Raw genomic sequence first — 26,834 nt, 5'->3', positions numbered from 1 at the left:
GCGGCCGGTGAAGCGTGCGCTCCGGAAGACTCGGGGTCAGCGGACGGTGAAGCCGGCCTTGCGGAAGGCGTCGGCGAGTGAGGTCTCGTCCATCGGCGTCTCCTGCTGGTTGCCGCGGCCGCCGCCCGGGCCACGGTTGCCGCCGCGACCGCCCTGGCCGCCGGAGCCACCGCGTCCACCGGATCCACCCGGCCCGCGGCCCTGACCGCCACCGGGGCCACGTCCCTGACCGCCGCCGGATCCGCCCGGTCCGCGGCCCTGACCACCGCGGCCGCCGCCCTGGCCGCCCTGGCCGCCGCCTTGACCACGGCCCTGCCCGCGACCGCCCTGACCGCCCTGTCCGCCGGAGCCGACCTCGTCGTCCAGCCGCAGCGTGAGCGAGATCCGCTGCCGCGGGATGTCGACCTCGAGGACCTTGACCGTGACGATGTCGCCGACCTTGACGACCTCGCTCGGGTCCTTCACGAAGTTCTTCGACAGCGCCGACACGTGCGCGAGCCCGTCCTGGTGGACGCCGATGTCGATGAACGCCCCGAACGCGGCCACGTTGGTGACCTGACCCTCCAGCCGCATCCCCGGCTTCAGGTCCGCGATCTTGTCCACACCCTCGGCGAACACCGCGGTCTTGAACGCCGGCCGCGGGTCCCGGCCCGGCTTCTCCAGCTCGGCCAGGATGTCGGTGACGGTCGGTAGACCGAACATGTCGTCGACGAAGTCCGCCGCCTTCAGCCGCTTCAGCTCCGCCGAGCCGATCAGCGCCTTCACGTCCGACCCGGTCGCGTCCAGGATCCGCCGTACGACGGGGTAGGCCTCGGGGTGCACGCTGGACGCGTCGAGCGGGTCGTCGCCGTCGGGGATCCGGAGGAACCCGGCCGCCTGCTCGAACGCCTTCGGGCCGAGCCGCGCGACGTCCTTGAGCGCCGTCCGGGAGGTGAACGGGCCGTTCACGTCGCGGTGCTGGACGATGTTGTCGGCCAGGCCCGGCGTGATCCCGGAGACCCGGGTCAGCAGCGGCGCGGACGCGGTGTTCAGGTCGACGCCGACCGCGTTCACACAGTCCTCGACGACCGCGTCGAGCGAGCGGGACAGCGAGTTCTCCGCGAGGTCGTGCTGGTACTGGCCGACGCCGATCGACTTCGGGTCGATCTTCACCAGCTCGGCCAGCGGGTCCTGCAGGCGGCGCGCGATCGAGACCGCGCCGCGCAGCGACACGTCCATCCCGGGCAGCTCCTGGGAGGCGAACGCGGACGCGGAGTACACCGACGCGCCGGCCTCGGACACGACCGCCTTGGTGAGCTTGAGCTCGGGGTGCTGGGCGATCAGTTCCGCGGCGAGCTTGTCGGTCTCGCGGGACGCCGTACCGTTGCCGATGGCAATCAGGTCGACGTTGTGCGCGGCGGCCAGCGCGGCCAGGGTGGCGATCGACTTGTCCCACTGGTTCTGCGGGACGTGCGGGTAGATGACGCCGGTGTTGACGACCTTGCCGGTCGCGTCCACGACGGCGACCTTCACGCCGGTGCGGAAGCCCGGGTCCAGGCCCATCGTCGCGCGGGTGCCGGCCGGGGCGGCCAGCAGCAGATCGCGCAGGTTGGCCGCGAACACCCGGATCGCCTCGTCCTCGGCGACCTGCCGCAGGCGCATCCGCAGGTCGATGCCGAGGTGCACCAGGATCTTCGTCCGCCACGCCCAGCGGACCGTCTCGACCAGCCACTTGTCGGCCGCGCGGCCCTGGTTCTCGATGCCGACCTTGCGCGCGATGGTCGTCTCGTACTCCGTCGGTCCGTCGACCTCGACGCCGGCCGGCAGCGGCTCGACGGAGATCGTCAGCACGTCCTCCTTCTCGCCGCGGAACAGCGCGAGGATCCGGTGCGACGGCATCTTCGTGAACGGCTCGTCGAACTCGAAGTAGTCCGAGAACTTCGCGCCCTCGGTCTCCTTGCCCTCGCGCACCGCGGACGCCAGCCGGCCCTGCTCCCAGAGCCGCTCGCGCAGCCCACCGATCAGGTCGGCGTCCTCGGCGAACCGCTCGACCAGGATCGCCCGGGCGCCGTCCAGCGCGGCCTGCGGGTCCGGTACTTCGGCGTTCACGAACACCGCCGCAGCGGCGACCGGCTCGACGTCCGGGTCGGCCATCAGGCCGTCGGCGAGCGGCTCCAGGCCGTTCTCCCGGGCGATCATCGCCTTGGTCCGGCGCTTCGGCTTGTACGGGAGGTAGATGTCCTCCAGCCGGGACTTCGTGTCCGCCGCCAGGATCGACGCCTTCAGCGCGTCGTCCAGCTTGCCCTGGCTCTCGATCGACTCGAGCACCGTCTGCCGGCGTTCCTCCAGCTCCCGGAGGTACCGCAGCCGCTCCTCGAGCGTCCGTAGCTGGGCATCGTCCAGCATCCCGGTGACCTCTTTGCGGTACCGCGCGATGAACGGGACCGTCGAGCCCTCGTCCAGCAGCGCCACCGCTGCTCGCACCTGGTTCTCGCCGACCTCGAGTTCCTCGGCGATCCGCTGCTCGACCGACTGCACTGCCACTGTCCGTTCCCCTCTACGACCAACACACCGCGAAGCATTCTGCCTTGGGCAGGTCCCATATCCTTCCGCATCCCACCCCCCACCCCGAAACCCGTCCCATCGCCAGCTGTGGACAACCCATGCGATCATCCCCTCCTGGGGAGGAACCACATGGGGCAGTTCGACAGATTCATCGACCGCGATTTCGGTCCGCCGCCCGCGGCGGCGCGTGTGTTCGCCGCCGTCATGGTGGTGAGTTTTACGGGCCGGGCCGTGCACAATCCCACGTTCGAGACCGTGGCCGCGGCTGTTCTCATGACTGCGGTGATGCTGCCGGGGCTCATCGGCCCTGCGGCGCTTCAGCGCGTCAGCTCCTGGGAGCGGGCCCACCCGGTCGCGGACACATTCGTCATGCTCATCGTGTTCGGTGGCGGTCTGTTCCTGTTGCTGAGGCCGTTCCTCTCCCGTACACCCAGCGCCGAGATCGCCGTCCCAACCGCGGTAGTGCTGGTCGTTGTGTCCGTCCTCCTCCGCCGAAAGCGCGCCGCCGGGTGAGCGGAAACGTCGACTGGCCCGGGCGCGGGCCGACGTGGCTCGGGGTTCCTGCGCTTGTCGCTGTGTTGGCGGGTTTGTTGATGCTGTTCGAGTTGGCCGGTCGAGTCGATCTCAGTCGTGAGCTGCTGGCCGGCGGGGTCGACACCGTCGCGAGCGACGTGAAGGTCGACGTCTATCCCGGGAAGGGCAGCCCCCTGATCGGTGAGGTGCGGATCGTCTTCACCGCTGATGGCCGGCAGGTTCACACCGCACTCGACAACTTCGAGGACGATCGCCAGGGGATGCCGGAAGGACTGCAGACCCCGGCCGCCGGCACCCGCTACGCGCCGCCCCTGCGGATCCTCTACCAACCCTCAGAACCGTCGACCGCCCTGGCCTATGTCGACGCGCGTCAATGGGTCGATGACAAGCGGACACCGCGGATCGGTTGGGGTCTCGTCGCCGGTGGATCGGTCTTTGTGCTGGTCGCGATGGTGCTGCTTACCATTGGTGCCAGGCGGCGGGGGTTGTCGTGGTGGGAGTGGTACTCGGCGGGTACGTCGAACTCCCCGTGACCGGCGTGGTCGCGGGGAGTTCGGCGTACTTGGATCAGGCGGCTTCGCAGAGGAGTTCTTCGGGCTCCGGGGTGGTTTCGGCCGGCAGCTTCGCGGGGCGCATCACGGTGATGGCGATGGCGACCGAGGCGGCGACGATGACGGCGGCGATGGCGAAGGAGAAGCGGTAGCCGTCGGTCAGGGCCTCCAGGGCCGGCTTGGTGCTGGCGGCGGTGCGAGTGGCGGAGAGGGTGGCCAGGATCGCGAGGCCCAGGGCGGCGCCGACCTCACCCATGGTGCCGATCAGGCCGGACGCGAGGCCCGCATCCTCGGGCTTGACGTCTGACATCGACAGGCCCATCAGTGCGGGGAAGCAGATGCCGCCGCCCAGGCCCAGCAGGGCTAGTACGGGCAGGACGTGGACGAAGTAGTTGCCACCGACCGGAGCCTGCGTGAAGAGGACCAGTCCGACGACGATGAGCGACAGTCCGGCGATCAGCGGGCGCCGCGGGCCGAACCGCATCACCAGCTTCTCGGAGTACTTCACCGACAGCAGCCCCATCACCAGAGTGGTCGGCAGGAAGGCCAGTCCGATCTCCAGAGCGTCGTACCCGAGCACTCGCTGCAGGTAGAGCGAGCCGAGGAAGAAGATGCCGAACATCCCGGAGCTGGACAGTGCCTGGATCAGGTTGGCGCCGGTCAGTGTGCGGGAGCGGAAGATCCGCAGCGGCACCAGTGGGTTGGCGGCGGTCGCCTCACGAGCGATGAACCCGGCCAGCAGCACCAGCGTCACCGCACCCAGCACCAGTGTCCGCGGAGCGGTCCAGCCGAGCTCGGCCGCCGGCTTCACGATGGTGAACACACCGACCATCAGCGCCGCGGTGATCAGCACAGCACCCGGTACGTCGGTTCCGCGGCCCAGACCGAGGCCTTTGTCCTTCTCGATGAGCTTGACGGCCAGTGCGGTCGTCAGCACGCCGATCGGCAGGTTCACGAAGAAGATCCAGTGCCAGCTGATCGCCTGCGTCAGTACACCGCCGGCCAGCAGACCGATCGACCCACCGGCCGACGCGACGAACGCGTACATGCCGATCGCCTTGGCCTGCTCCCGCGGCTCGGGGAACAGCGTCACGATCATGCCGAGGATGACAGCGGAGGTCAGCGCGCCGCCGACGCCCTGGATGAACCGGGCGATCACCAGTACCTCCTGCGACCTGGCCAGACCACACAGCACGGACGCGGCGGTGAAAACGACCAGCCCGGCGGTGAAGACGTTCCGGCGGCCGAGGAGGTCGCCGAGCCGGCCGGCCAGCAGGAGCAGACCGCCGAAGGCGATCAGGTAGGCGTTCACCACCCACGCGAGGGATGAGCTGGTGAAGCCGAGGTCGTCCTGGATGGCCGGTAGGGCCACGTTCACCACGGTGACGTCGAGCACGATCATCAACATGCCCGCGCACAGCGTGTAGAGGGCCAGCCAGCGCGAGCGGCCGCCCTGCGCGGCCGGCGCAGTCGCCAGGGTGTCGGTCGTCGCGTACATTCCGGTCTCCTTCGTCCGTCGTTTTGGCCTTTCACCTCTACGTCGGACGGGGAGGACTCAGATTGACACGTCTTCAGAAGTTTTTTCGCGACGGGTGCGTGACATCGCGTACGCGGTGAGTGCCGGAACCAGTCCGGACCCCACGACCAACAGCGTGGGTACCTGCGTGGCCAGAGCGAACCAGGTGAGCAGTACGACGACCCCACCGGCCACCGGGAGCGGTCGACGGAGCAGGAACAGGTTGGCGGACCGGAACAGCGACTTCATGGTCGCCGTGACCGGAGCCTCGGGCAGAATCGCCAGTCCGCTCAGGTAGAGCCCGAGGATCATCCCGGTGAGCGGGATCAGGATCGCCAGCGCGAAGATCCGGGCCGGCCCGTTGGCGTACGCCCAGAACGAGATGCCGAACGCCAGCATCAGCCCACCGACGTACAGCGCGAGCCCCGACATCCAGAAGTTCTTCATCGCCCAGCGGAACTCGCGGAAGAACTGGCGCAGCAGCTTCGGCTTGTCCTGACTGATCGCCTCCGGCAGCACCCGCTGGAGCGCGAACGCCGCCGGGAAGAACGTCAGGATGGGCAGGCTGATCACCAGGAACACCAGCTGCAGCATCAACAGGTCGCCGACGACCGACAGCTTCGCCAACACGGTGTTCGTCCGGCCCGCCTTCTCCACCGATCGCCTCCTCGTTCCGTCCGAGCGTGTCTTGATCGTATGATCACGAACAATCACGCAGCCACCTCACCGGGACCGCCAGGGGACAGCATGCTTGCACAGGAGCGCCACGAGCTGATCCTGCGCAGCCTGCGCAGACACGGCCGGCTCCGGGTGGCGGACCTGGTGGCCGAGCTGGGCGTGTCCGCGATCACAGTACGCCGGGACCTGGCCGAACTGGACAAGGCCGGCCTGCTCCGCCGCGTACACGGTGGCGCGATCGGCACCGGCACCGCCGAACTGCCGGCCCGCGGGAGCCAGCTCACCATCGGCATCGTTGTCCCGGCCGCGGCGCCGTACTACTCGGACGTGATCCGCGGCGCCGAGGCGATGGCCGACCGGTACGGCGCCCGTCTCGTGCTCGGCGTCTCCGGGTACGACGCGGCGACGGAGCGCGAGCGGATCGACAAGGTGCTCGGGATCGGGATCGCCGGACTGCTGATCAGCACCGCGCTCGGTGACGGCGCGGCCGACCGGCTCGACGCCCGCCTGGACGAGCTCGACGTACCCGTGGTGCTGATGGAGCGGGCGTTCGGGTTCCCGCACGTGGCCCGCGAGTACGACCACGTTCGCACCGACCACGCGTACGGCGCGATGCTCGCGCTCCGGCATTTCGTGGCGCTCGGCCACCGCCGGATCGCGGTGAACCTGCAGGCGACGGTGACGGCGTACTGGCTGCGTCTCGGGCTCGAGACCGCCGCGAAGGCGCTCGGGGTCGAGGTCTTCCTGTCGCCCGTCGACCTCCCGATGCGCGGCGACGACCCCAACGCGGTCGCGCAGCTGGACGCGTTCCTGGCCGAGTGCGAGTCCTTCGGGAGCCGCGCCGTACTCGTGCACTCCGACGAGCACGGCGCCCGCCTGGTCGAGCGCGCCATGGAGCTCGGCCTGCGCGTCCCCGAGGACCTGTCGGTGATCGCGTACAACGACGTGACCGCCGCGCTGGCCGTCGTACCCCTGACCGCCGTCTGCCCACCCCGCCAGGCCCTCGGCGAAACCGCGTGCGACCTCCTGCTCCGCAAGATCCAGACCCCCACCACCCCCGTCCAGCACCTCAGCCTCCTCCCCACCCTCAACATCCGAACCTCCTGCGGCGCGAGCGCGGACACGCACCGCCAGGCCATCACCATCGGCTGACCCCGCTCGGCAGATCTCGATCGTGATCGAATGTGATCGTTCGAGCGATTGGGTATTGACGAGGAAAGCCCTTTCCCATACTTTCGCTGCACTTGGGTGGGGTCTTGGGCCCCGGCTGAACAAGTCAGCGAAGGAGTTCCCCTGTGAGACGTGGAGTGGGACTGACCCTGCTGGCCGCTGCGCTCAGCGTGGTGGTCAGTAGTTGTGGCAACGGGGTGATCGACAAGAGCACCGACGGCGTGCCGCCGGCCGAGGCGACCGGGACGTTGCGGGTACTGCTGCCGTCCTTCCCGCCGAGTGCCAAGGGCAAGGCCGAGTTCCAGAAGGTCGTCGACGACTTCCACAAGACCTATCCGAAGATGAAGGTCGAGCCGGACTTCGCGACGTACAAGAACCTGAACGAGAAGATGTCGACCTCGATCGCGGCCGGCATCCCGTACGACGTGATGGTGACCGGCGTCGGATGGGTCCAGCCGTTCGCGTCGAAGCGGATCTTCGAGGATCTCGGCAACTACGGCGTGACGCCGGACGTGATCAAGGAGAAGAGCACGCCGGCGCTGATCCCGGCGGTGACGTACGACAAGAAGTTGTACGCGTACCCGCTGATCGCCGACGCGCGCGCGGTGGCGCTGCGCAAGAGCGCGTTCGTGGAGGCCGGCCTGGACCCGTCCAAGCCGCCGAAGTCGCTCGCCGAGCTCAAGGTCGCGGCCGAGAAGCTGACCAAGCGGGACAAGGACGGCAACATCACCCGCAGCGGTTTCGACCTCGCCTCGGCGAGTGGTTTCCGGCAGTCGTTCGTGACCTTCCTGGCCTCGACCGGTACGCCGCTCTACATCGGGGGTGAGCCGAACTTCGACAACAAGGAGGGGCTCGACACCCTGCTGTGGATCAAGTCGATGATCAACAACGTCCAGCCGTACGGCCAGACCAACGCCGCCCAGCAACCACTCGTGCTCACTGGTGAGGCCGCGATGGGCATCGTCAACGGCGGCGTGGACTGCTCCGCGGACGGGATCGGGCAGAAGAACTGCGACGACCTGGAGTTCTTCCGCTTCGACAGCGGCAAGGAGATCGAGTACGTCGGCGGCGACCTGGCCTCGATCGGATCGCGCAGCCGGCACAAGGACGCGGCCTGGTCGTTCATCCAGACGCTGACAAAGCCGACCACTCTGGACGCGCTCGCCAAGCTGAACAAGAAGATCCCGGCCTACAAGGACTCCAGCAACTCCCCGGCCGCGAAGTCGAACCCGTTGAGCCAGTTCGTCGCCGACGGCCTGCCGTACGCCGTCAACGAGAACGAAGTACCGGCCAACTGGCTCGAGATGCGCGGCAACTTCGACATCCAGCTCACCCAGGCGGTCCTCGGACAGAAGGATCCCGCCAAGGTGCTGCACAACCTGGCAGGACAGTCGCGATGAGTACAACTCTTGAACGTCCGGCGGTCTCCACGCCTCGCAAGGTGACGCCGCCGAAGGCCGATCGAACGCTGATCCGCAGCCAGGTCCGGGCCGGCTGGACACTGCTCACTCCCGCGCTGCTGCACTCCGGCATCTTCATCGTGCTTCCGGTGATCGCCGTCCTCGTGCTCAGCCTGACCGACTACAGCTTCGGTGACTCCTTCTCCTGGGTCGGGTTCGGCAACTACGCGGACCTGTTCCGGGACGCCAACTTCCTGGCGTCGCTGTGGCACACCGTGCTGTACGCGATCATCGTGATCCCGATCTCGATGGCGGTCTCGCTCGCGGTCGCGATGGGGCTGAACCAGAAGATCCGCGGCCTCGGCTTCTTCCGGACGGCGTTCTACATCCCGACCGTCACCGCGACCGTTGCCGTGGCCACCATCTGGCTGTGGATCTACAACCCGGGCTCCGGCCTGGCGAACGGGTTCCTCAGCCTGTTCGGGTTCGCGCCGAACCGCTGGCTGGCCGACCCGGGCACCGCGCTGGGATCGCTGATGGTGGTCGGGATCTGGCAGGGGCTCGGCACCAAGATCATCATCTACCTCGCCGCGTTGCAGGGCGTCTCCCGCGACCTGATCGAGTCGTCGGAGTTGGACGGTGCCGGCCGCTGGCAGCGGTTCGTCAACGTCACCTGGCCGGCGATCGGGCCGGTCCAGTTCTTCGTACTGATCACGTCGATCGTCGGCACCTTCCAGGTGTTCGACCTGGTGTACGTGATGACGCAGGGCGGCCCCGGCTCGTCGACGCGGGTGCTGGTGATGGACATCTACCAGAACGCGTTCCAGAACCTGAAACTCGGCTACGCGTCCGCCGAGACCGTGATCATGATGATCGTGATCGCGCTCTTCATCGGCGCCGGGCGTGTGCTCCAGAAGGCGGATGCCAATGACTAGCGCAACGCTGCCGGCCGTCGCCGGTACCAAGCGGCCGGCCGTCCGGCCGGGCCGGATCCTGCTGTACGTCGTCCTCACGGTCGGCGGGCTCCTGATGATCGTGCCGTTCGTCTGGATGCTGCTGACCGCGTTCAAGTCCAACCTGGAGATCGCGAAGTTCGGCTGGCTGCCGCAGGAGTTGCGCTGGCACAACTTCGTCGAGGCGATGCAGACCGCGCCGTTCCTGCGGTACTTCCGGAACAGCCTGTTCATCGCGGTCGGCGAGACGGCGTTCACGCTGGCGGTCTGTACGACGGCCGGCTACGCGCTCGCGAAACTGCCGATCCGCGGCGGCAAGGCACTACTCAGCTACTTCATCGTGCTGCTGATGGTGCCGTTCCAGATCATCCTGGTGCCGCTGTTCCTGATCGTGAAGTCGATCCCGCTGTTCGGCGGCAACAACATCCTCGGCCAGGGCGGGATCGGCTGGCTGAACTCGTGGTGGGGCCTGATCATCCCGCTCGGCGCAGCGCCTTTGTTCACCTTCTTGGCCCGGCAGTTCTACGTCTCGCTGCCGGATCAGCTGGCGCAGGCGGCTCGGGTCGACGGGCTCGGTGAGTTCGGCATCTTCTGGCGGATCATGACGCCGCTGATCAAGCCGGCCCTGATCACGATCGCGGTGTTCCAGATCGAGGCCGCCTGGAACGGGTTCCTCTGGCCGCTGATGATCACCACGTCGGACGAGATGCGGCCGCTGCAGCTGGGGCTGGCGATCTTCTCCCAGAACCCGGCCGAGATCCAGTGGCCGTACCTGATGGCCGGTACGGCGCTCGCGACGCTGCCGATGATCGTGCTGTTCGTGTTCGCCCAGAAGCGGTTCGTCGAAGGAATGGCGAACGTCGGCATCAAGGGTTAGATCCTCGAGCAGGTGCTCACCCCGCCCCGGGTGAGCACCTGCGAGGCCCCCTCCACACGCGCGGTGGTCCCGAAGAAACACCGGAGCTCCCCACTCGGCCCCCCGCTGGGTCACTCACCCGTTTATCGGTCCAGTGTGCAGGTCGTTACAGCGTTCGTGAGGTTTTTTCGCTAGTTCCACCCCGTTTTCCACAACACCCCACAAACCACGACGTACCGCAGACGCGTGACAACAGCGGGTACCCGAATTCCGCAGGGCTTAGTCGTGTACGACGCTTTGCGGGCTACGTGAGGTGGGCGTGGACGAGGTACCTGATGGTGGGGTCGAGGTCTGTGGTGCCGAGGAGGGTTAGGGCGTTGGTGGCTCGGAGGGTGGCCAGGCCGTGGATGTTTGTCCACAGGGCGGTGGCGCGGAGGTCGGCGTCGGTGGGGTGTTGGCGGGCGACCAGGTCCACGAACGTCTGGAACAGCGGGAGCGAGGTCGCGCGAAGGTTGCCGCCGGCGCCGGACAGTAGGTCGTGGCGGAAGATCAGGTCGAACATTCCGGGGCGTTCGGCGGCGAATTCCAGGTAGCGGCGGGCTGCCTGCACCAGTTGGTCCTCGGGCGAGCCGTCGGGGTACGGCGTCAGTCGGGCGGCTAGGTCGGTGAGGCCGGTGGCGGCGATCGCGGCGAGGAGCGCGTTGTGGGTCGGGAAGTACCGCCGGGGCGCGCCGTGTGAGACGCCGGTACCGCGGGCGATCGCGCGCAGGGTCAGATTGCCGAGGCCCTCCTGCTCGAGAAGCTCGACCCCGGCATGCACGAGCCGCTCGGGCAGCGCCGCATCGGGCAGCGCCGCATCGGACTGCGGCACCTGCGACACCTCCGGCACATCGGGCACGGTGACATTGTTGCCGTTCTTGGGTTGGACCGGTGGTTTGGGTACGATCTTCGACGTGACTGCCGGGTCGGCTTCCAGCCATTCACGAGTCGGGTTCCCGGCTGCGCTCTGAGCGCCCCGCGGGCCCCGCCCGCCGCTTCTCTCCCCGTCTGTACGTTCTTCCACGACCCAGAGAGAAGCGAATCCTGAACGATTTCACCGCACAACTCATCGACGAGTTCCGGGCCAACGCCGGCCAGGTCGGCGGGCCCTTCGAGAACTCACGGTTGTTGCTCCTAACAACCACCGGCGCGCGGACCGGCCAATCGCGGACCGCGATCCTCGCGTATTACCCCGACGGCGCCCGGGTCCTGGTCGTCGGCTCGGCCGGCGGCAGCCCGAAACACCCCGCCTGGTACCACAACCTGCTCGCCCAGCCCGAGGTCACAGTGGACCTAGGTCTCTTCAGCTACCCGGCAACAGCCGTCGTACTCCGCGGCTCGGAACGCGACGAGGTCTTCGCGCGACTCGTCGAGGCCGACTCGGGGTGGGGCGAGTACCAGAAGAAGACCACCCGGACGATTCCGGTCGTCGCGCTCGAGCAGCGCCCCGGCCCGCCGCCGGGAGCCGAGCGTGGGTTCGGCGAGGCGCTGAAGATCATCCACGCTGCGTTCCGGCGCGAGCTTTCCCTGATCCGCAAGGAGGTTGCGAACTCGGGGACGCTCGGCGCGCAGCTGCGCATCAACTGCCTGACGGTCTGTCAGGGTTTGCACTTCCACCACACCGGCGAGTCGACCGGGCTGTTTCCGGCGCTCGTCCAGCAACACCCGGAGCTGACCGACGTGGTCGACGAGCTCCAGGTGGAGCACGACAAGATCGCCGTACTGCTCGGTGAACTGGAGCGCCTCGTCGGCGCCCCCGAAGTCCTCGACCAGATCGACGAACTGATCGCCCAACTCAACGCCCACCTGGACCGCGAGGAGGCCGCGCTCCTGCCCTATCTCTAAGGGCCTTATCTATATGGGTCTGCGGGCCAGGAGCGCGTAGGAGTTGGGGAGTCGGCCGGACCAGGCGGCGGCACTGGTGTCGTCCTGCGGTCGCCAGAACGGCTCGGCGTACTCCTCGAGGACCTGGACCTGCAGACCGGCCCGGGAGACGGCAGTGACGATCTGGCCGAGCGTCCACTGCCACTCCTGGGCGCCGTTGCCCGGGAAGGTGTCGTTGATGTGTGACTCCGCGAAGTAGCTGCGGTCCGGGCGGACACGTGGTTCGTCTTCGTCCCAGCTCCACAGCGGAACGGCCGGGTGGGCCTCGTACACGAACAGATGCCCACCCGGCCGGACCAGGCGCGCCACGTCCCGCGCCCACGCGTCGATGTCCCGCATCCAGATCAGCGCGCCTTTGCCCGTGTAGACGAGATCCGCACACCCATCGTCAAGCGGTACGCCGGGAACCTCGGCCACCGTGTAGCGACAGGGCATCCCGAGCTCGTCGGCCCGCCGCTGCGCCGCGCCCGCAGCTACAGAGCTGTAGTCCACGCCCACGACCTCCCGGGCGCCTGCCTTGACCAGTCCGATGTCGTCGAGCCCGTGTCCGCTCTGCAGATGCACTACTACTGGCCGCTCCGCGAGCACAGGCGCCAGCAACTCCAGTTCCCGCTCGAACAGCAACCCGTCACCACGGGCCTGCTCCAGCAACTCGTCGTACTCCCGGATGTGCTTGCTGGAGGCCTGCTCCCAGACCACCCGATTACCCGCGACCACCTCGTCCATGAGTCCAGTCAGCCCGACTCGAGCCCGCCAAGCAACCGGAATTACTCGTTGTGGAGGACCTCGGCGATGGTGGTACGGGCGGCTGCGCGGGCGGGGAAGTAGGCGCCGGCGGCCGCGATCAGCATGCCGGCCAGGACCAGGAGGGCCAGCAGACCGACGGGGAAGACGTGCAGCATGAACGACGGGAGCTCTATCTGGGCACCGTTCGCCATAGCGGGAACGACCAGGCGGTGGGCGATGATGCCGAGCGGAATGCCCAACAGGCCACCAATGGCGCCCAGCGCGGTCATGGACGTCACGACCATCACAGTGACCTGTGCGGGCGTCATCCCGATCGACTTGAGCATGCCCAGGTCGCGGCGCCGTTCGCGGGTGTTGAGTACGACGGTGTTGAAGACACCCAGTGCCGCGACGGTTCCCAGCATCAGCGTGAGCAGTACTACGGTCGCGAGGACCACGGTGACGAAGGTGCCGGCGTCCTGGCCATCTGCCTGCTGCAGTCCGGAGTCCTTTGCCTGCACAGCCTGCACGACCGCGTTCAGATCGGTTCCGGGCTTCACATTGACCTCATAGAGGTTCGCACGCAGTTTCGGAGCGATCAGCGCGAGTGTCGACCAGTTGGACAGCACCTCGTCGGCAGAGTTGTACATCGCCTTCCCGACGATCTGTGCGCGCACAGTCTTGCCCTGTCCTTGCAGTGTGATCGTGTCGCCGACCGCAAGCCCCCGCTGCCGCAGGAAGCGTTCCGACACGACCACCTCTCCCGGTCCGTCGAACCAGCGCCCAGCCAGGATGCGGTACCCGAGCTGATCGAAGTCCCCGCGGTAGAACGACGTCCGCAGGTCGGTCTGCGTACCAGCGATCCGCAGGTCCAGCTCAGCCATCGCTGCGACCGACGTGACGCCTGGCGTGGACCGGAGTACCGCCTCGTCCTCCGCGTCACTCAACTTCGCACCAGGCGGGCCATTGGGGTCGCTTGGACTAGCTCCATTCGGACCGGCGAAGAAGGTCAGGTCAACGGCGTTCACCCGACTGGCAGCCTGCTGGTACGTCGTCAGCGACTTCCCGAGCCCCACCGCCAAGGTCACGCTGGTGACGCCGAGCACCACAGCTGCCAGCGTCAACGCCGTGCGTCCAGGACGGGCAAATGGCAGTCCCAAGCCCAGACTGACCGACCGTGGCAGGCGAGTCCCGCTCAACCACCTCTGTACCGTCAGACCGCGCCCAGCTCGCGGTGCGCTTCCAGCACTGATCGCCTGTGCTGCCGACAGACTCCGCGCCCTCAGCGCAGGCGCCAACGCAGACAGTGCCACGAGAGCAGGTACGCCGATCAGGGTGGCGACGTCGACCCAGACGGGTACGCCGAGGCCACCGGCTCCGTAGCTCTCGAAAGCCCTCGTCAGCAGGGAAGTGGCGAGTATGTTGCCCAGAACAACTCCACCGGCACAGCCGACGACAGCAGGGATCGACACCATCCCGAGGTACACAGCCAGCACCTGTGTCGGGGTGAACCCCAGTGCCTTCAATACGCCAATGTGCTTGAAGCCGGCGACCACGGCACCGCTGACGACGTTCGCAACGATCAGTACGGCGACCGCTAGCCCCAGCCAGCCGAACATCATCAAGAACGGTACGAACGTGTTTGGCTCACCTGCCGCGGCTGCCCGCAACGCCAGGTAGGACTGTGCGCCGAGCAGAGCGCCAGACGGAAGCCCTGCGGTCACCGCGTTCTGGCCGGCCGTCACCTCCGCGTTCGTCGCCGCGTGGGCGAACCGATAGAGCATCTGCGTTGACGTCGGCTTCAACTCGCTCATCTGCGCTGGGCTGACCCATGCGTCCGCCGACTGGCTGACGCTGTACGCGAAGCCGACGATGGTCAGCGTCCGACCGTCCGGCATCGTCAGCGTCCCGTTCAGCTGCGGCGTGCCATGTCCGGCGGAGTCGGTGGGGTTCCGGTTGAGCACGATCTCCCCCGGCTTGTCCGCCCAGTGCCCCTTCCAGACATTGAGCCGGTCGACGACGCCACCTGGATCCGCGCGGCCCACAATCACCAGCGACCCGAGCATCGGCGGCTGAGAGACGTCCAGCGTCGCCTGAGCGAACGGTCCGGCCGTAGCCGGCGCATTCCGCCCAGCCTCGGTCAACTGGGAGTCGGTGACCTTGGTCCGGTCGTACGACGCGGCCAGCTGCGCACCGCTCTGTTTGGCGTACGCCTGGTCGAACGGACCGCTCGAGGCGGCCAGCAGTCCCAGCGCGACCACAATCATCGTTGTGGAGAGCAGTACGACCACGCCGATCACCACGGTCTGCACGCGACGCCGTCGTACCGCTGCTCGCGACACCGGCCAGACCGCGGTCACGACGTACGCTCCAGGCTGCGTTCGCCGGCGATCTGCCCGTCGACGAAGTCGATGACTCGGCTGGCGCAGCGTGTCGCGAGCTGCTGGTCGTGTGTCACCAGTAGAAGCGTCTGGCCGATTTGGTTGAGGTCCAGCAGCAGATCCATGACCTGCTCGCCGGACCGGGTGTCCAGGGCACCTGTCGGTTCGTCGGCGAGCAGGACGGCTGGTCGGTTCATCAGTGCGCGCGCGACCGCGACTCGTTGCCGTTCACCGCCGCTCAGCTGCGCCGGATAGGTGTTGCGTCGGCCGGCGATGCCCAGCTCCTCGAAGAGCTCGAGTGCACGCTTGCGCGCGTGCGGGGCCGAAGTACCGGTGAGCTGTGCGGCCAGTGCCACGTTGTCGAGGGCGGACAGGTCGTCCAGCAGGTTGAAGAACTGGAAGATCATCCCGATCCGCCGGCGGCGGAACAGGGCCAGCCCCTTCTCGTCCATCGTGCCCAGGTCGTCGCCGTGCACCACGACGGAGCCCGACGTCGGCCGGTCCAGCCCCGCGACCATGCTGAGCAGTGTGGACTTGCCGCTGCCGGACGGTCCCATCACCGCGACCGCCTCACCGGCGTGGATCTCCAGCGACACTCCGTCGAGCGCGAGGGATTCGCCGTACTCCTTGCGCACTGCGGTGAGCTGTACGACCGCCTCTGCGTTGCCTACGTCGTCCGTCATGCTGCTCACGCTAGGTCCGCTCGAAGCCCGCTGACGTCACCCTGCCGACGTAAAGTCCGGAAGCCGTCATCCTGGAGATGTACGGCGGTGCGCCTCGCGGATGATGCGTAGCGTCCTATGCCTTTGGGACAGTGGACCTCGTGACCATCCTGTGGTTAGTTGTCGCGGCACTGGCCGTGTTGGCCGGGCTGCTGGCGCTCGCACTGGTCCGTGCACGGCGTGCGCACGCGCGGGCGCTGGAGGAGCGCGGGTGGCTGCTGGAGCGCGAACGCGAGACAGCCGCCCGGAGCGCAGTCGACGCCGAGCGTGCGCGGATAGCTCACGATCTGCACGACATCGTGAGTCACAACGTCAGCGTGATGGTCATTCAGGCCGGTGCGGCGCGGCATGTCCTTGTCAATGAGCCGGAGCAGGCTGAGTCGGCCCTGCTGGCTGTTGAGGCCGCCGGTCGCGACACCATGGCTGAGCTGCGGCATCTGCTCGGTGTGCTCGTGCCCAAGGACGACTCGGACGAGGCACTGTCTCCACAGCCGAGTCTGGCTCAGCTGAGCACTCTGATCGACCGGACCGCGTTCGCTGGCTTACCTGTCGAAGTACGCATCTCTGGTGACCCCTGTGACTTGCCGACCGGCGTGGACGTCACGGCGTACCGCATCATTCAGGAGGCCCTCACCAACGCGCTCAAGCACGGTGACGGCGTCAGAGCTGAGGTGACGGTCCGCTATGCCCCGCACGCCCTTCGCCTGGAGATCCTCAACACCGGGCCAAGCATCCTCACCGGTGGACGCCCACCGGCTCCCGAGGGCGACGGCCGCGGTCTCCGTGGCCTGAAGCAACGGGTGGCCGTGTACGGCGGGGACCTGGACGCGCGCCGCCGACTCGGTGGTGGCTTCCGCGTTCGGGCCAAGCTGCCGCTGGAACGCCCATGACGACGCGAGTGGTGATCGCGGACGACCAGGCCCTGGTACGGACCGGCTTCCGGATGATCCTCGCCGCTCGCGGCATCGAGGTCGTCGGAGAGGCCGCGGACGGCGAGGAAGCAGTGGACGCCGTACGGCGCCTGCGTCCCGACGTCGTCCTGATGGACATCCGCATGCCCACGATGGACGGTCTGGAAGCCACCCGGCGCATCCTCGCCACGCCGACCGACTGCCGCGTCCTGATCCTCACGACCTTCGATCTCGACCGCTACGTGTACGCCGCCCTCGCGGCCGGCGCCAGCGGGTTCTTGCTCAAGGACGTCACGCCCGAGCACCTGGCCGCCGCCGTCCGCCTGGTCACCACTGGCGACGCCCTCCTGGCCCCGTCCATCACCCGCCGTCTGGTCGAACGGTTCGCCACATCGACTGCCACTCAGCCCGCCGTACACCGCGGCCTCTCCAGCCTCACCCCCCGTGAGCTAGAGGTCCTCACACTCATGGGCCAGGGGCTGTCCAACGCCGAGATCGCCGCCGCGCTGACGCTCAGCGAAGCCACCGCGAAGACCCACGCGGCCCGGATCTTCGCCAAGCTCGCCCTGCGAGACCGAGCCCAGGCTGTCGTCCTTGCCTACGAAACGGGCCTCATTACCCCTGGAGACCATTGACGGGGACGTAAACTCGGCCATGAGGGAAACCACAGTTGCCTGGGCCGCCACCTGTTGTGGCGCGCCGATCCGCGAAGTCCGACCACTGCACGGTGCCCAAGGCCCGTGGCTGCTGGTCGCCGGCTCGACCCGGTGCATCCTGCGCGCACCTACTCCACGCATCGGCGCCGGCATGATCGCCACCGCTGCCGCGGCACTACAGGTGGCTGATCGCCATCAGTTGCCGGCGCCACGTCTGCTGGCCGCGGACCTGACCGGCGAGCATGCCGGCGTACCGGCGTCTCTTGAAACAGTGGTTCCTGGGACCACGGACTGGGCGTTGGGAACACCTGCGAGCCTGCGCGCCGCCGGTGCTGCACTGACTGCTCTGCACGCTCTCCAGATGTCTCCGCGGGAGCACCTGCCGTTCCGTCCCCGTCCGATCGCCGTGGACGACTTCGCCGCCGACCGTCGCGCCGGACGCATGCCGACCACGCCCCTCCTCCAGCAGGCCGACACCCTGGTCACCGCCCATGGGCTACCGCCTGAGGAGACCGTGTTCCTCCATGGCGACGTTTGGCCCGGCAACATCGTGTGGACCGGCGACCGTCTGACCGCCTTCATCGACTGGAAGACCGCAGGCGTAGGCGCTCCCGGTGTGGACCTGTCCGAGCTCCGCAAACAGGTCGCCATCAGCTTCGGCTCGGACGCCCCCGCCCACGTCCTGACCGGCTGGGAACAAGCCACCGGCCGCAAAGCCGACCACGTCGCCTACTGGGACGCAGTAGCCGCCCTCAACACCCCAACCACGCTGTACGCCGCTACAGCCACCGCCAGCCGCGACGCCTTCCTCCACCAGGCCCTGTCCAACCTGCCCTGACCCGCGCCTCAGACGATCGTTGCTGGGGTGTCTCGGAGAGTGACGCTGGCGTGGCTCTCCTGGAAGCTCTGCTCGGAGACCAGAGTGAGCCGGGCGGTGGACTGGAACTCCGGCAGTGTGGTGGACCCGCAGGAGACCATCGTGGTCTTGAGCTTGGCGATGGTCACGGCGAGGCCCTCGTCGAGGTCGCCGGCGTACGGGACGTAGCCGTCGACGCCTTCCTCGAAGATCAGACCCTGACCGCCCTGGCCGTAGCGCTGCCAGTTGCGGGCACGGTTCGAGCCTTCGCCCCAGTACTCCTTGACGAAGCCGTCCCGGGTCGGGAGCTTCGCGCCGGCGGCTTGGTCGAACCGGGCGAAGTACCGGCCCATCATCACGAAGTCGGCGCCCATCGCCAGCGCCAAGGCCACGTGGTAGTCGTGGACCAGGCCGCCGTCGGAGCAGATCGGCACGTACTCGCCGGTGCGTTCGTGGAACGCGTCCCGCGCCGCGGCGACATCCAGGACCGCGCTGGCCTGGCCGCGGCCGATGCCCTTCTGGTCACGGGTGATGCAGATGGATCCGCCGCCCACACCGACCTTGACGAAGTCGGCACCGGCCTCGGCGAGGAAGGTGAACGCCTCGCCGTCGACCACGTTGCCACCGCCGACCGGGATCTCGGGATACTGCTTCTTCACCCAGGTCAGGGCCTCTGCCTGCCAGTCGCTGTAGCCGTCGGAGGAGTCGAAGCACAGGGCGTCCGCGCCCGCTTCCAGCAAGGCGGGGACTCGCTCCTGGTAGTCGTGGGTGTTGATGCCAGCGCCGACACGCAGACGCTTGGCGGCGTCGACGATCTGGTGCGGGAAGCGCTTGTTGTCGGCGTAGTCCGATCGGAAGACCAGATGTTGCAGGTGGCCCTCGTCGCCCACCACCGGGAGACAGTCGAGCCGTTCGTCCCACAACCGGGCGTTGGCCTCGGAGAGCGTGGTGTCGGGCCCGGCGTGGGGCAGGTCCGGCATGGGGGTCATCCGGCCGCTCACCGGTCCGCCGAGGTCGTGTCGCTGGGGGTGGAAGTCCCGGGAGGTCACCAGGCCGAGCAGGCGCCCGGTGGCGGTCCCGTCGTGGGTGACCGCGGCGGTGCTGTGGCCAGTGCGGCGCATGACGTCGACCAGCACGCTCAGAGTGTCGTCGGGACGGACGTTGGTGTCGCTGGTGACGAATCCGGCCTTGAAGTTCTTCACCCGGCGGACCGCAGCGGCCTGGTCCTGGATCGGCTGGTTGTGGTGCACAAAGCTCAGGCCGCCGTTGCGCGCGAGCGCGATGGCGAGTTCCGGCGTACTGACCGCCTGCATGATCGCGGAGGTGAACGGGGAGCTCAGCTCGATCGCTGATGGTTCCCCCACACGGTGCCGCACCAGGGGCGTGCGCAGGTCGACCGTCCCCGGTGAGCAGTCGGTCCGGGTCCGGTTCGGCAGCAGCAGGAACTCGTTGAACGTCCGCGAGACCTCGGCGATGATCTGTGCCACTCGTTCCTCCTGCTCCGTCGACCGGGGCCCGGCTGCCCCGCCGTGGGTGCCTCCGAAACGCGAGAACCCCGCTCTGACCTGCAGAACGGGGTTTCCGGTTGTCTCTGGGAGACTGGCGGAGGATACGAGATTCGAACTCGTGAGGGGTTGCCCCCAACACGCTTTCCAAGCGTGCGCCCTAGGCCTCTAGGCGAATCCTCCAAGCCGAGAGGATACCGGGCGGTGGTGGCGAATCCGAAATCGGGGCGGCGGCTAGGGTCGCGCGTATGGCGGAGTTGGTGCTGCGGCCGATCGGGCCGGGGAACGTCGAGGCGCTGCAGGAGCTGATCGAGTCCGGCCCGGGATACCGGCTGTACGAGAAGCAGCTACCTGAGCAGCACGGGAGCTAGCGCCTGCCACTGCTCGACCGGCTGTGGGCCGGTCACGCCGGTGAGGACGTTGACTGCGACGTGGTCGGCGCCGGCGTCGAGGTGTTCGGTCAGTTTGGCCTTGATGTCGGCCGGACTGCCCCACGCGGCGAGTGAATCGACCATGTCGTCCGGCAGCTCGGACAGGTCGCTGTCAGTGAACCCCTGCCGCTTCAGCGAGGCGACGTACCCCGGGATGTGGGTGAAGAAGCTGATGGTGTCCCGCGCGATGCTGCGCGCCCGGTCCGCGTCGTTCTCGACGACAACGAGGTGACTGACGGCCAGGAGCTTGTCCGGGCCCAGGACCTTCCGCGCCTCGGCAGAGTACGACGCAGTGGTCAGGAACGGGTACGCGCCGGCAGTCCGCTCGCCGGCAAGCTTCAGCATCTGCGGACCGAGCGCAGCGAGCACCAGACGCTCCACAGGTACGTCGACCTCGTCCAGGTAGGCGTTGAGCGTGGCGAGCGGCTTAGCGCCGTGAGCCCCACCCAGACCGACGGTGAACCGCCCCGGCGCGATCGTCTCCAGTACGGCGTACCTCGCGCTCACGTCGGCCGCGCTGTATTTCACCACCGCCAGAATCCCGCTGACGAACCGGATCGACGTCGTGGCCCCGACCAGGTCGGTGATCGTCTGCAGTCCGGGCAGTGGCCCGCCGGACAGCCAGATCACCGGGTACCCGAGCTCTTCGGCCGCTCGCGCCGCCGCGATGGACTCCGCACTGCTGTCGAGCCCGGTGGTGATCCCGAACGGGCCGAATTGATGATCCGTCACCCACCCAGCTTGAACCCGATCGGCGGACCCCGCACCCCTGTTCGCTCAGGGCGCACCAGAGGCCGATCGGGGCTTCCGTTGTGCGCGACGGGTAGTAAATGCCGTGCCGGATTTCGGGCGCGGTGACTCGATCCCGTACACTCATGGCTGGTTCCCCGCGTGGCGGTATCTCGCCCAAACCCCCCAGGGCCGGAAGGCAGCAAGGGTAAGTGAGCTCTTCCGGGTGCGCGGGGAATCCTCATGTCTAGGCTTGGTCTCCCCAAGACTGAGGAGATCGATGAACCCCGAGAGCGGTTACCTGCAGGAACTGATCATCGCCGAGCTCGGCGTGCCGGCGACGTTCGACGTGGACGGCGAGATCGAGCAGCGGGTCGAGTTCCTGGCTGACCGGCTCCGGCGGACCGGCGCGACGGCGTACGTGCTCGGGATCAGTGGCGGGGTCGACTCCGCCGCCGCGGGGCGCCTGTGCCAGCTCGCGGTCGAGCGGGTGCGGGCGGAGGGCGGTCAGGCGACGTTCGTCGCGATGCGGCTGCCGTACGGCGTCCAGGCCGACGAGGCGGACGCGCAGCGCTCACTGGAGTTCATCAAGCCGGACGAGACGCTGGTCGTCGACGTGAAGCCGGCCACCGACGCCATGGTCGAGTCGGTCCGGCACGCCGGGCTCGGCGACCGTGAGGACTTCCACGTCGGCAACATCAAGGCTCGCCAGCGGATGGTCGCGCAGTACGTCGTGGCCGGTGCCCGCGGCGGTCTGGTCGTCGGCACGGACCACGCGGCGGAGGCGGTGATGGGCTTCTTCACGAAGTACGGCGACGGCGCCTGCGACCTCACGCCGCTGTCCGGGCTGTCCAAGCGCCGCGTCCGCGCGGTGGGCGAGCGGCTCGGTGCGTCGCCGGACATCACCGGCAAGGTCCCGACCGCCGACCTGGAGTCGAACAACCCGGGCGTCCCGGACGAGGACGTGCTGGGCGTGACGTACGACGAGATCGACGACTTCCTCGAGGGCAACGACGTGGACGAGAAGGCGGCGAGCCGGATCATCGCGACGCACCGCCGTACCGCTCACAAGCGGGCCGTCCCGCTCGCGTTCAGCTGAGGTAGTCGGTCACCAGCCGGGTGAAGAGGTCCGGCTGCTCGGCGTGCACGAAGTGACCGGCGCCGGTCGCGTAGTAATAGGTGCCGTTCGGTACGTCGGAGCGGAACAGCGCGATCTCCTCCGGGCTGGTGACCGGGTCGTACTCGCCTTTGATCAGTAGGGCGGGGTGGGACAGCTTGGCGAGCGACGGCAGCAGCGGCTCGCCGAAGCTGGCCGATGTGGTGATCTGCTCGGAGAAGTGACCGGACCGCTCGTGGTACTCGTCGGAGATCTCGGTGTCCGCGGGCATCTGGAGGTCGCGGGAGTCCGGGCCGAGGTAGATCTCCATGCGCCGGTCGCCGAGCTGGGCGAGCAGATCGGTGCGTTCGTCCCAAATGGCCTTCGTCGCTGGGCCGGTGTGCGGTGGGACCTCAGCGCCGGGGAGCAGTGGCAGCGCGGCCCGGACGAGGGTGTCGGTAGCGAGCACCATGTCCCAGCCGGGGTTCTCGAAGACGACTTTGGTGATCGAGTCCGGGTGCGCGACGGTGTACCGGAGTGCGATGCGGCCGCCGTACGAGTGGCCGAGGACCGCCCAGCGTTCGATGCCGAGCTGCTCGCGCAGGGCCTCGTAGTCGGCGACCAGGTCCTGTTCCGTGACCGGTCCGGTGAGTGGGTCGGACTGCTGCACTCCGCGCTGGTCCACGGCGATCAGCCGGAAGCTCTCGCCGAGGTGGTCGCCCTGGAAGGCCAGGAAGTCGTATGAGCCCGCGCCGGGGCCGCCGTGGACGAACAGCAGCGGCGGCGCGTCCTCGGGCCCGCGCTGGTCGACGTACAGCCTGGTGTCACGGACCTTCGTCAGCATGGCGTGAGCGTAGTTCGCGCACGTGTCAGGCGGTATGGGCCAGTTGCACTTGCCGGACGCGGTTGGCGAGGCGGGCCAGCCGGATGGTCGCGATGTTCCGGTACGCCGGGCGCAGGACGGTCGCGAGCGGGCCGGACTGCTCGAACGTGTGGGTGACCCGGCTGTCCGCTCCGATGGTCCACGTCCCGACCTCACGGAAGCCCGGGACGTGCCACACGATCTCGACACGGTCCGCCTCGACGACCGTGTACTGCAGCTCGCCGGAGAAGCCCGGCCGGACCCGGAGTGAGTAGCGGGTCCCCGGGTTGGTCTCGCGGGGGCCGTCGATGGCGAGGAACGCCTCGTTCCACTCCGGCAGTCCCAGGGCGTCGAGCAGGACCTGACGGATCGCTGCCTGGCCGGCGTGGATGGTCTCGGTGGCCTGTTCCATGACTAGTTCTCCTGGTGGGCGAGGGCGGGACCCCGTCGGCGGGCCAGCGCGGCCCCGGCGGGAAAGGCGTCGGCGAGGGTGCGGAGCGTGGTGATGGTCTCGTCGAGCGCCTGGCCGGCGACAAGGTCGTGCATCGTGCGGTGCAGCCGGTTCTCCGCGGTGATGATGCGGCGGTGCAGGGCGCGGCCCTGCGGGGTCAGGCTGAGCGTGAGATAGCGCTTGTCGACCTGGTCGATCCCGCGTTTCACCAGGCCCTGCGCGACCAGCCGGTCCACAAGCCGGCTCGGACTGTTGCCGGTCTCGCAGACGAGTAGTGCCCCCAGTGCGTTGAGCGTCATCGGACCGTGGTCGCGAAGGACGCGCAGAACCTCAGCCTGGGAAGGCGTGATGCCCAGCGGGCGCAACTCGGCCGCGAGCAGCCGGTTGCCCTCGCGCTGAATCGCCAGCACGAGATAGCGAAGCTCCTCGACAACCTTCATGCCAGACATATTACACGACACGTATGTCGTGTCATATACCAACCGAACGTGTTCTTCGGTGATCGGTCGATTGCTGTTGCCGCAGGCGCCGGTTCCGGAAGAGTGCCGGAGAAAGTCCGGTTGAGGTCATGGTCAAGGTGACATCGCGACTGGCACAGTGTGTGCATGAAGGGTCTGATGCAGAACTACCAGCTGTCACTGGACACGATCTTCCGTCGTGCGGAGCAGTTCTACCCGGACAAGACGGTGCACACCGGCGGGCCGGCGCCGGTCACCCTGACGTACGGCGAGTGGGCCGACCGCACCAGACGTCTGGGTGGCGTCCTGGACGCGCTCGGGATCAGCCCCGACGGCCGCGTCGCCACCTTCGCGTGGAACTCGGGCCGCCACCTGGAGCTGTACTTCGCCGCGCCCTGCACCGGTCGGGTGCTGCACACGCTCAACATCAGACTCTTCCCGGACCAGGTCGTCTACATCGCGAATCACGCCGAGGACGAGGTCGTCTTCGTCGACCGGTCGCTGCTTGGGCTGTTCCTGCCCCTGCTCGACCGGCTGACCCAGCTGCGGCACATCGTCGTGATGGACGACCTGCCACCGGGTGCGCCGGGCGCCGAGATCCCGGACGATCCGCGATTCCACGACTACGAGGAGCTGCTCGCCGCTGCGGACCCGGTCGAGTTCCACGTCGACGACGAGAACCAGGCCGCCGCGATGTGCTACACGAGCGGTACGACGGGGAATCCGAAGGGTGTCGTCTACTCGCATCGGTCCACCTGGCTGCACTCGATCGGTGTCCTCACCAACTCCGGCATCGGGCTGACCGAGACCGACAAGGTGATGCCGGTCGTGCCGATGTTCCACGCGAACGCCTGGGGTCTCGCGCACGCGGCGCCGATGGCGGGTGCGTCGCTGGTGTTCCCAGGGCCGGACATGAGCCCGAAGGGGATTCTCAAGCTGCTGCAGGAGCAGGAGGTGACGCTGTCCGCGGGCGTGCCGACGATCTGGCAGGGGCTGTTACCGCTGCTCGACGGGGTCGAACTCCCCAAGTTGCGGCGGATCCCGTGCGGCGGGTCCGCCGTACCCGAGGCGTTGTCGGAGGCGTTCCGGGAGAAGCTCGGCCGGCCGATCCTGCAGGCGTGGGGGATGACGGAGACGAGCCCGGTGGCGACCGCTTCCCATGTCCCGGCGCGGAACACGGATCTCCCGCAGGAGGAGCAGGCGCATCTGCGGGCTCGGGCCGGTCTCCCGCTGCCTGGCATCGAGGTGCGAATCGTCGAACCCGGCTCGATCACGCCGCTGCCCTGGGACGACGAGGTGACCGGTGAGCTGCAGGTCCGCGGCCCGTGGATCGCCGCGGAGTACTACCGGCCCGACGACGGTGCGCAGTTGAACACCGAGGACGGCTGGATGAAGACGGGCGACGTCGCCGCGATCGACCAGTACGGCTCGGTGCGGATCGTCGACCGGACCAAGGACCTGGTGAAGTCCGGTGGCGAGTGGATCAGCTCGGTCGAGCTGGAGAACCTTTTGATGGCCCATCCCGCGGTCAAGGAGGCCGCGGTGATCGGCGTACCGCACCCGAAGTGGGACGAGCGGCCGCTCGCGTGCGTCGTCCGTGTCGAGGGTTCGAATGTGACTGGCGAGGAGATCCTCGAGTACCTGCAGCCGCTGGTGGCTAAGTGGTGGCTGCCGGATGCGGTCGAGTTCATCGACGAGGTGCCGAAGACGTCGGTGGGCAAGTTCTCCAAGAAGGATCTGCGGACCCGGTTCGCGAACTATCACATGAAGTGAGTCCCCGGCAGACGTAGGTTGGTTGCTGTGGGCATCTGTGCCTGCGGCAACCAATCCGAGGAGGCCCCGTGGATTCCAGCTCGAGCGGCGCGATCGGCGACCCGGACGACACCAACGACAACCCCGTCGGCGACGCGGTCGTGGACGGCGTCCGCAAGGCCCTCAACAAACTCGGCCCCGCCGGCCAGAAAGCCGCCAGCCACCTCCCGGAGAAGCCGGCCCCGGAGGAACCTCAAGGGGAGTGATGCGGGGAGCGTACGGCGGTGGGTTAGGTGAAGTTGAGGTGGAAGTGGTTGTGGAGGTGTTGGAGGGTTGCGTCGACGAACTCGGTGGGCCACGGGTTGTCGGTGAGTTTGGCCAGGGCGGTGCCGCGGGTGATGAACTGGCGGCAGATGTACTGGTTCGCGGCGATCACGTCGGCCGGGTCGGTGCCGACCGCTGGGATGGCTTCGAGGGCGTCGCGTTGTTCGTCGGAGAGTAGGGCGTTGAGGCGCTTGGCTCCGCTGGTCCGGCGTACGCCGCGTTCGGCGAGCATCAGGGCGACGAGCTGGTCGCGGACGACGCCGACGCCCTGGTTCGCGACGATCCGTTCGTCACGACCGAGGACTGTGACCAGGTTGCCCAGGAAGTAGAAGAAGAGGTTGACGGTGCCGGCCGGCCAGTACGGTTCACCAGGCCGGCCACCCTGCGGTGCGATGTCGCCGTCCGGGAACAGCGTCCCGTCCCGGTCGAACAGCACCTTGACGCCGTCGTACTGAAACCGGTCGAAGGACGCCAGCGGGTGGATGATCAGGTCCACGTGCAGCCAGTCCGGCGTGATCCCCAACCCGCCGATCAGCCCGGGAATCCGGTCCGCGTGGACGGTCGGCCCGGTGAGTTCCCGCAGTACGTCGTCCCAGTGCTCCTCGAACCACGCCGTACTGTCGTCAGCCACCACCAGATGGACATCGACATCGCTGAACCGGTCGGCCGCCCCCGTCGCGAAGCTCCCGATCAGGTACACCGCGAGAACCCGCGAGTCCGCGACAAACGCCTCCCGCGCCCGCTGAATCACGCCCTGCTGCCGCTCGTCCCCAGTCCACATCCCGCCCACCCTAGGCGGCCGCCGTATCACCGACCCGATCCGTGCCACGCGCCGGTGCTACGTGGAGT

Annotated in this window: 27 protein-coding genes, 1 tRNA gene and 1 other RNA gene; 15 read left to right on the top strand and 14 right to left on the bottom strand. The window is 68.0% G+C overall.

Features of this window, described 5'->3' with window-relative positions; genetic code table 11:
• Positions 1 to 36: 36 nt before the first annotated feature.
• Positions 37 to 2,523, bottom strand: a complete 2,487-nt coding sequence (locus AC0662_RS20290) for a Tex family protein (RefSeq protein ID WP_478302390.1) — start codon at positions 2,521 to 2,523, stop codon at positions 37 to 39.
• 150 nt (positions 2,524 to 2,673) lie between these two features.
• Here AC0662_RS20290 and AC0662_RS20285 point away from each other — a divergent pair, with 150 nt between their 5' ends.
• Together AC0662_RS20285 and AC0662_RS20280 are read left to right on the top strand one after the other, a co-directional pair.
• Positions 2,674 to 3,057 carry a hypothetical protein gene (locus AC0662_RS20285; protein ID WP_452197774.1) on the top strand — a complete coding sequence of 128 codons (384 nt, stop codon included), beginning with the start codon at positions 2,674 to 2,676 and terminating at the stop codon, positions 3,055 to 3,057.
• Positions 3,058 to 3,137: 80 nt separating this feature from the next.
• Entirely contained in the window at positions 3,138 to 3,611 is a 474-nt protein-coding gene (locus AC0662_RS20280; protein ID WP_478302387.1) for a hypothetical protein, read from the top strand.
• A 34-nt stretch (positions 3,612 to 3,645) separates the two neighbouring features.
• Here AC0662_RS20280 and AC0662_RS20275 read toward each other — a convergent pair whose 3' ends face one another.
• Together AC0662_RS20275 and AC0662_RS20270 are read right to left on the bottom strand one after the other, a co-directional pair.
• The gene (locus tag AC0662_RS20275; protein ID WP_478302385.1) at positions 3,646 to 5,127 is read right to left on the bottom strand and encodes a DHA2 family efflux MFS transporter permease subunit; all 1,482 of its coding nucleotides are present in this window, start codon (positions 5,125 to 5,127) and stop codon (positions 3,646 to 3,648) included.
• A 57-nt stretch (positions 5,128 to 5,184) separates the two neighbouring features.
• Positions 5,185 to 5,802: a DUF624 domain-containing protein gene (locus AC0662_RS20270; RefSeq protein ID WP_452197780.1), complete on the bottom strand. Its 618-nt coding sequence runs from the start codon at positions 5,800 to 5,802 to the stop codon at positions 5,185 to 5,187.
• Positions 5,803 to 5,892: 90 nt separating this feature from the next.
• Here AC0662_RS20270 and AC0662_RS20265 point away from each other — a divergent pair, with 90 nt between their 5' ends.
• The 4 genes from AC0662_RS20265 to AC0662_RS20250 all read left to right on the top strand — a co-directional run bounded on the left by AC0662_RS20265 (position 5,893) and on the right by AC0662_RS20250 (position 10,223).
• Complete coding sequence (locus tag AC0662_RS20265; protein WP_478302383.1) at positions 5,893 to 6,975, top strand: LacI family DNA-binding transcriptional regulator; 1,083 nt, start codon at positions 5,893 to 5,895, stop codon at positions 6,973 to 6,975.
• Between the two features lie 143 nt (positions 6,976 to 7,118).
• Positions 7,119 to 8,393, top strand: coding sequence for an extracellular solute-binding protein (locus tag AC0662_RS20260; protein ID WP_452197784.1), 1,275 nt, complete (start codon positions 7,119 to 7,121; stop codon positions 8,391 to 8,393).
• Positions 8,390 to 9,328, top strand: coding sequence for a carbohydrate ABC transporter permease (locus AC0662_RS20255; protein WP_452197786.1), 939 nt, complete (start codon positions 8,390 to 8,392; stop codon positions 9,326 to 9,328). The genes AC0662_RS20260 and AC0662_RS20255 overlap by 4 nt, the downstream gene beginning before the upstream one ends.
• Positions 9,321 to 10,223, top strand: a complete 903-nt coding sequence (locus tag AC0662_RS20250) for a carbohydrate ABC transporter permease (protein ID WP_452197788.1) — start codon at positions 9,321 to 9,323, stop codon at positions 10,221 to 10,223. The genes AC0662_RS20255 and AC0662_RS20250 overlap by 8 nt, the downstream gene beginning before the upstream one ends.
• Before the next feature lie 283 nt (positions 10,224 to 10,506).
• Here AC0662_RS20250 and AC0662_RS20245 read toward each other — a convergent pair whose 3' ends face one another.
• Positions 10,507 to 11,100, bottom strand: a complete 594-nt coding sequence (locus tag AC0662_RS20245) for a TetR/AcrR family transcriptional regulator (RefSeq protein ID WP_478302380.1) — start codon at positions 11,098 to 11,100, stop codon at positions 10,507 to 10,509.
• Between the two features lie 149 nt (positions 11,101 to 11,249).
• Between AC0662_RS20245 and AC0662_RS20240 the strand changes: the two genes are divergently transcribed.
• A complete protein-coding gene (locus AC0662_RS20240) occupies positions 11,250 to 12,086 on the top strand; it encodes a nitroreductase/quinone reductase family protein (protein ID WP_478303422.1) in 837 nt (278 codons plus the stop codon).
• 9 nt (positions 12,087 to 12,095) lie between these two features.
• Here AC0662_RS20240 and AC0662_RS20235 read toward each other — a convergent pair whose 3' ends face one another.
• From AC0662_RS20235 to AC0662_RS20225, 3 genes are read right to left on the bottom strand one after another with little or no spacing between them, the layout of a single operon-like run.
• Positions 12,096 to 12,851: a class I SAM-dependent methyltransferase gene (locus AC0662_RS20235; RefSeq protein ID WP_452197791.1), complete on the bottom strand. Its 756-nt coding sequence runs from the start codon at positions 12,849 to 12,851 to the stop codon at positions 12,096 to 12,098.
• Between the two features lie 41 nt (positions 12,852 to 12,892).
• Positions 12,893 to 15,211, bottom strand: coding sequence for an ABC transporter permease (locus AC0662_RS20230; RefSeq protein WP_478302378.1), 2,319 nt, complete (start codon positions 15,209 to 15,211; stop codon positions 12,893 to 12,895).
• A complete protein-coding gene (locus AC0662_RS20225; RefSeq protein WP_478302376.1) occupies positions 15,208 to 15,915 on the bottom strand; it encodes an ABC transporter ATP-binding protein in 708 nt (235 codons plus the stop codon). The genes AC0662_RS20230 and AC0662_RS20225 overlap by 4 nt, the downstream gene beginning before the upstream one ends.
• Before the next feature lie 140 nt (positions 15,916 to 16,055).
• On the opposite strand from AC0662_RS20225, the gene AC0662_RS20220 reads away from it, so the two are divergent.
• The 3 genes from AC0662_RS20220 to AC0662_RS20210 are packed head-to-tail and all read left to right on the top strand — an operon-like array spanning position 16,056 to position 18,359.
• The gene (locus AC0662_RS20220) at positions 16,056 to 16,844 is read left to right on the top strand and encodes a sensor histidine kinase (RefSeq protein ID WP_478302374.1); all 789 of its coding nucleotides are present in this window, start codon (positions 16,056 to 16,058) and stop codon (positions 16,842 to 16,844) included.
• Positions 16,841 to 17,500, top strand: coding sequence for a response regulator (locus AC0662_RS20215; RefSeq protein WP_452197798.1), 660 nt, complete (start codon positions 16,841 to 16,843; stop codon positions 17,498 to 17,500). The genes AC0662_RS20220 and AC0662_RS20215 overlap by 4 nt, the downstream gene beginning before the upstream one ends.
• 19 nt (positions 17,501 to 17,519) lie before the next feature.
• Positions 17,520 to 18,359, top strand: a complete 840-nt coding sequence (locus AC0662_RS20210; RefSeq protein WP_478302372.1) for an aminoglycoside phosphotransferase family protein — start codon at positions 17,520 to 17,522, stop codon at positions 18,357 to 18,359.
• 8 nt (positions 18,360 to 18,367) lie between these two features.
• Here AC0662_RS20210 and AC0662_RS20205 read toward each other — a convergent pair whose 3' ends face one another.
• Positions 18,368 to 19,864, bottom strand: a complete 1,497-nt coding sequence (locus AC0662_RS20205) for an IMP dehydrogenase (RefSeq protein WP_478302370.1) — start codon at positions 19,862 to 19,864, stop codon at positions 18,368 to 18,370.
• A gap of 113 nt (positions 19,865 to 19,977) precedes the next feature.
• Positions 19,978 to 20,065: transfer RNA gene (locus AC0662_RS20200), tRNA-Ser, on the bottom strand.
• Positions 20,066 to 20,130: 65 nt separating this feature from the next.
• Between AC0662_RS20200 and AC0662_RS20195 the strand changes: the two genes are divergently transcribed.
• Entirely contained in the window at positions 20,131 to 20,253 is a 123-nt protein-coding gene (locus AC0662_RS20195) for a hypothetical protein (protein ID WP_478302368.1), read from the top strand.
• On the opposite strand, the gene AC0662_RS20190 is transcribed toward AC0662_RS20195, so the two are convergent.
• The gene (locus AC0662_RS20190; RefSeq protein WP_452197805.1) at positions 20,230 to 21,045 is read right to left on the bottom strand and encodes a TIGR03620 family F420-dependent LLM class oxidoreductase; all 816 of its coding nucleotides are present in this window, start codon (positions 21,043 to 21,045) and stop codon (positions 20,230 to 20,232) included. The two genes, AC0662_RS20195 and AC0662_RS20190, sit on opposite strands and share 24 nt — an antisense overlap.
• A 146-nt stretch (positions 21,046 to 21,191) precedes the next feature.
• Here AC0662_RS20190 and ffs point away from each other — a divergent pair.
• Together ffs and nadE are read left to right on the top strand one after the other, a co-directional pair.
• Positions 21,192 to 21,288, top strand: an RNA gene (ffs, locus tag AC0662_RS20185) — signal recognition particle sRNA small type.
• A 34-nt stretch (positions 21,289 to 21,322) separates the two neighbouring features.
• Positions 21,323 to 22,141, top strand: coding sequence for an ammonia-dependent NAD(+) synthetase (nadE, locus tag AC0662_RS20180; protein ID WP_452197807.1), 819 nt, complete (start codon positions 21,323 to 21,325; stop codon positions 22,139 to 22,141).
• Here the strand turns inward: nadE and AC0662_RS20175 are convergent.
• From AC0662_RS20175 to AC0662_RS20165, 3 genes are read right to left on the bottom strand one after another with little or no spacing between them, the layout of a single operon-like run.
• Positions 22,134 to 22,982, bottom strand: a complete 849-nt coding sequence (locus tag AC0662_RS20175) for an alpha/beta fold hydrolase (protein ID WP_478302365.1) — start codon at positions 22,980 to 22,982, stop codon at positions 22,134 to 22,136. The genes nadE and AC0662_RS20175 overlap by 8 nt on opposite strands.
• A 25-nt stretch (positions 22,983 to 23,007) precedes the next feature.
• Positions 23,008 to 23,412 (bottom strand): SRPBCC family protein, encoded by a 405-nt coding sequence (locus AC0662_RS20170; RefSeq protein WP_452197810.1) that lies wholly within the window; start codon positions 23,410 to 23,412, stop codon positions 23,008 to 23,010.
• Positions 23,413 to 23,414: 2 nt separating this feature from the next.
• Positions 23,415 to 23,891 carry a MarR family winged helix-turn-helix transcriptional regulator gene (locus AC0662_RS20165; RefSeq protein WP_452197812.1) on the bottom strand — a complete coding sequence of 159 codons (477 nt, stop codon included), beginning with the start codon at positions 23,889 to 23,891 and terminating at the stop codon, positions 23,415 to 23,417.
• 165 nt (positions 23,892 to 24,056) lie between these two features.
• On the opposite strand from AC0662_RS20165, the gene AC0662_RS20160 reads away from it, so the two are divergent.
• The gene (locus AC0662_RS20160) at positions 24,057 to 25,682 is read left to right on the top strand and encodes a long-chain fatty acid--CoA ligase (RefSeq protein WP_478302362.1); all 1,626 of its coding nucleotides are present in this window, start codon (positions 24,057 to 24,059) and stop codon (positions 25,680 to 25,682) included.
• 68 nt (positions 25,683 to 25,750) lie between these two features.
• Positions 25,751 to 25,927, top strand: a complete 177-nt coding sequence (locus AC0662_RS20155; protein ID WP_478302360.1) for a hypothetical protein — start codon at positions 25,751 to 25,753, stop codon at positions 25,925 to 25,927.
• Between the two features lie 23 nt (positions 25,928 to 25,950).
• Here the strand turns inward: AC0662_RS20155 and AC0662_RS20150 are convergent, their stop codons facing one another.
• Positions 25,951 to 26,766, bottom strand: a complete 816-nt coding sequence (locus AC0662_RS20150; RefSeq protein WP_478302358.1) for a nucleotidyltransferase domain-containing protein — start codon at positions 26,764 to 26,766, stop codon at positions 25,951 to 25,953.
• Between the last annotated feature and the right edge of the window lie 68 nt (positions 26,767 to 26,834).

The sequence above is a fragment of the Kribbella sp. NPDC043289 genome, assembly GCF_056436705.1.
This window is presented reverse-complemented; position numbering and strand designations above follow the sequence as displayed.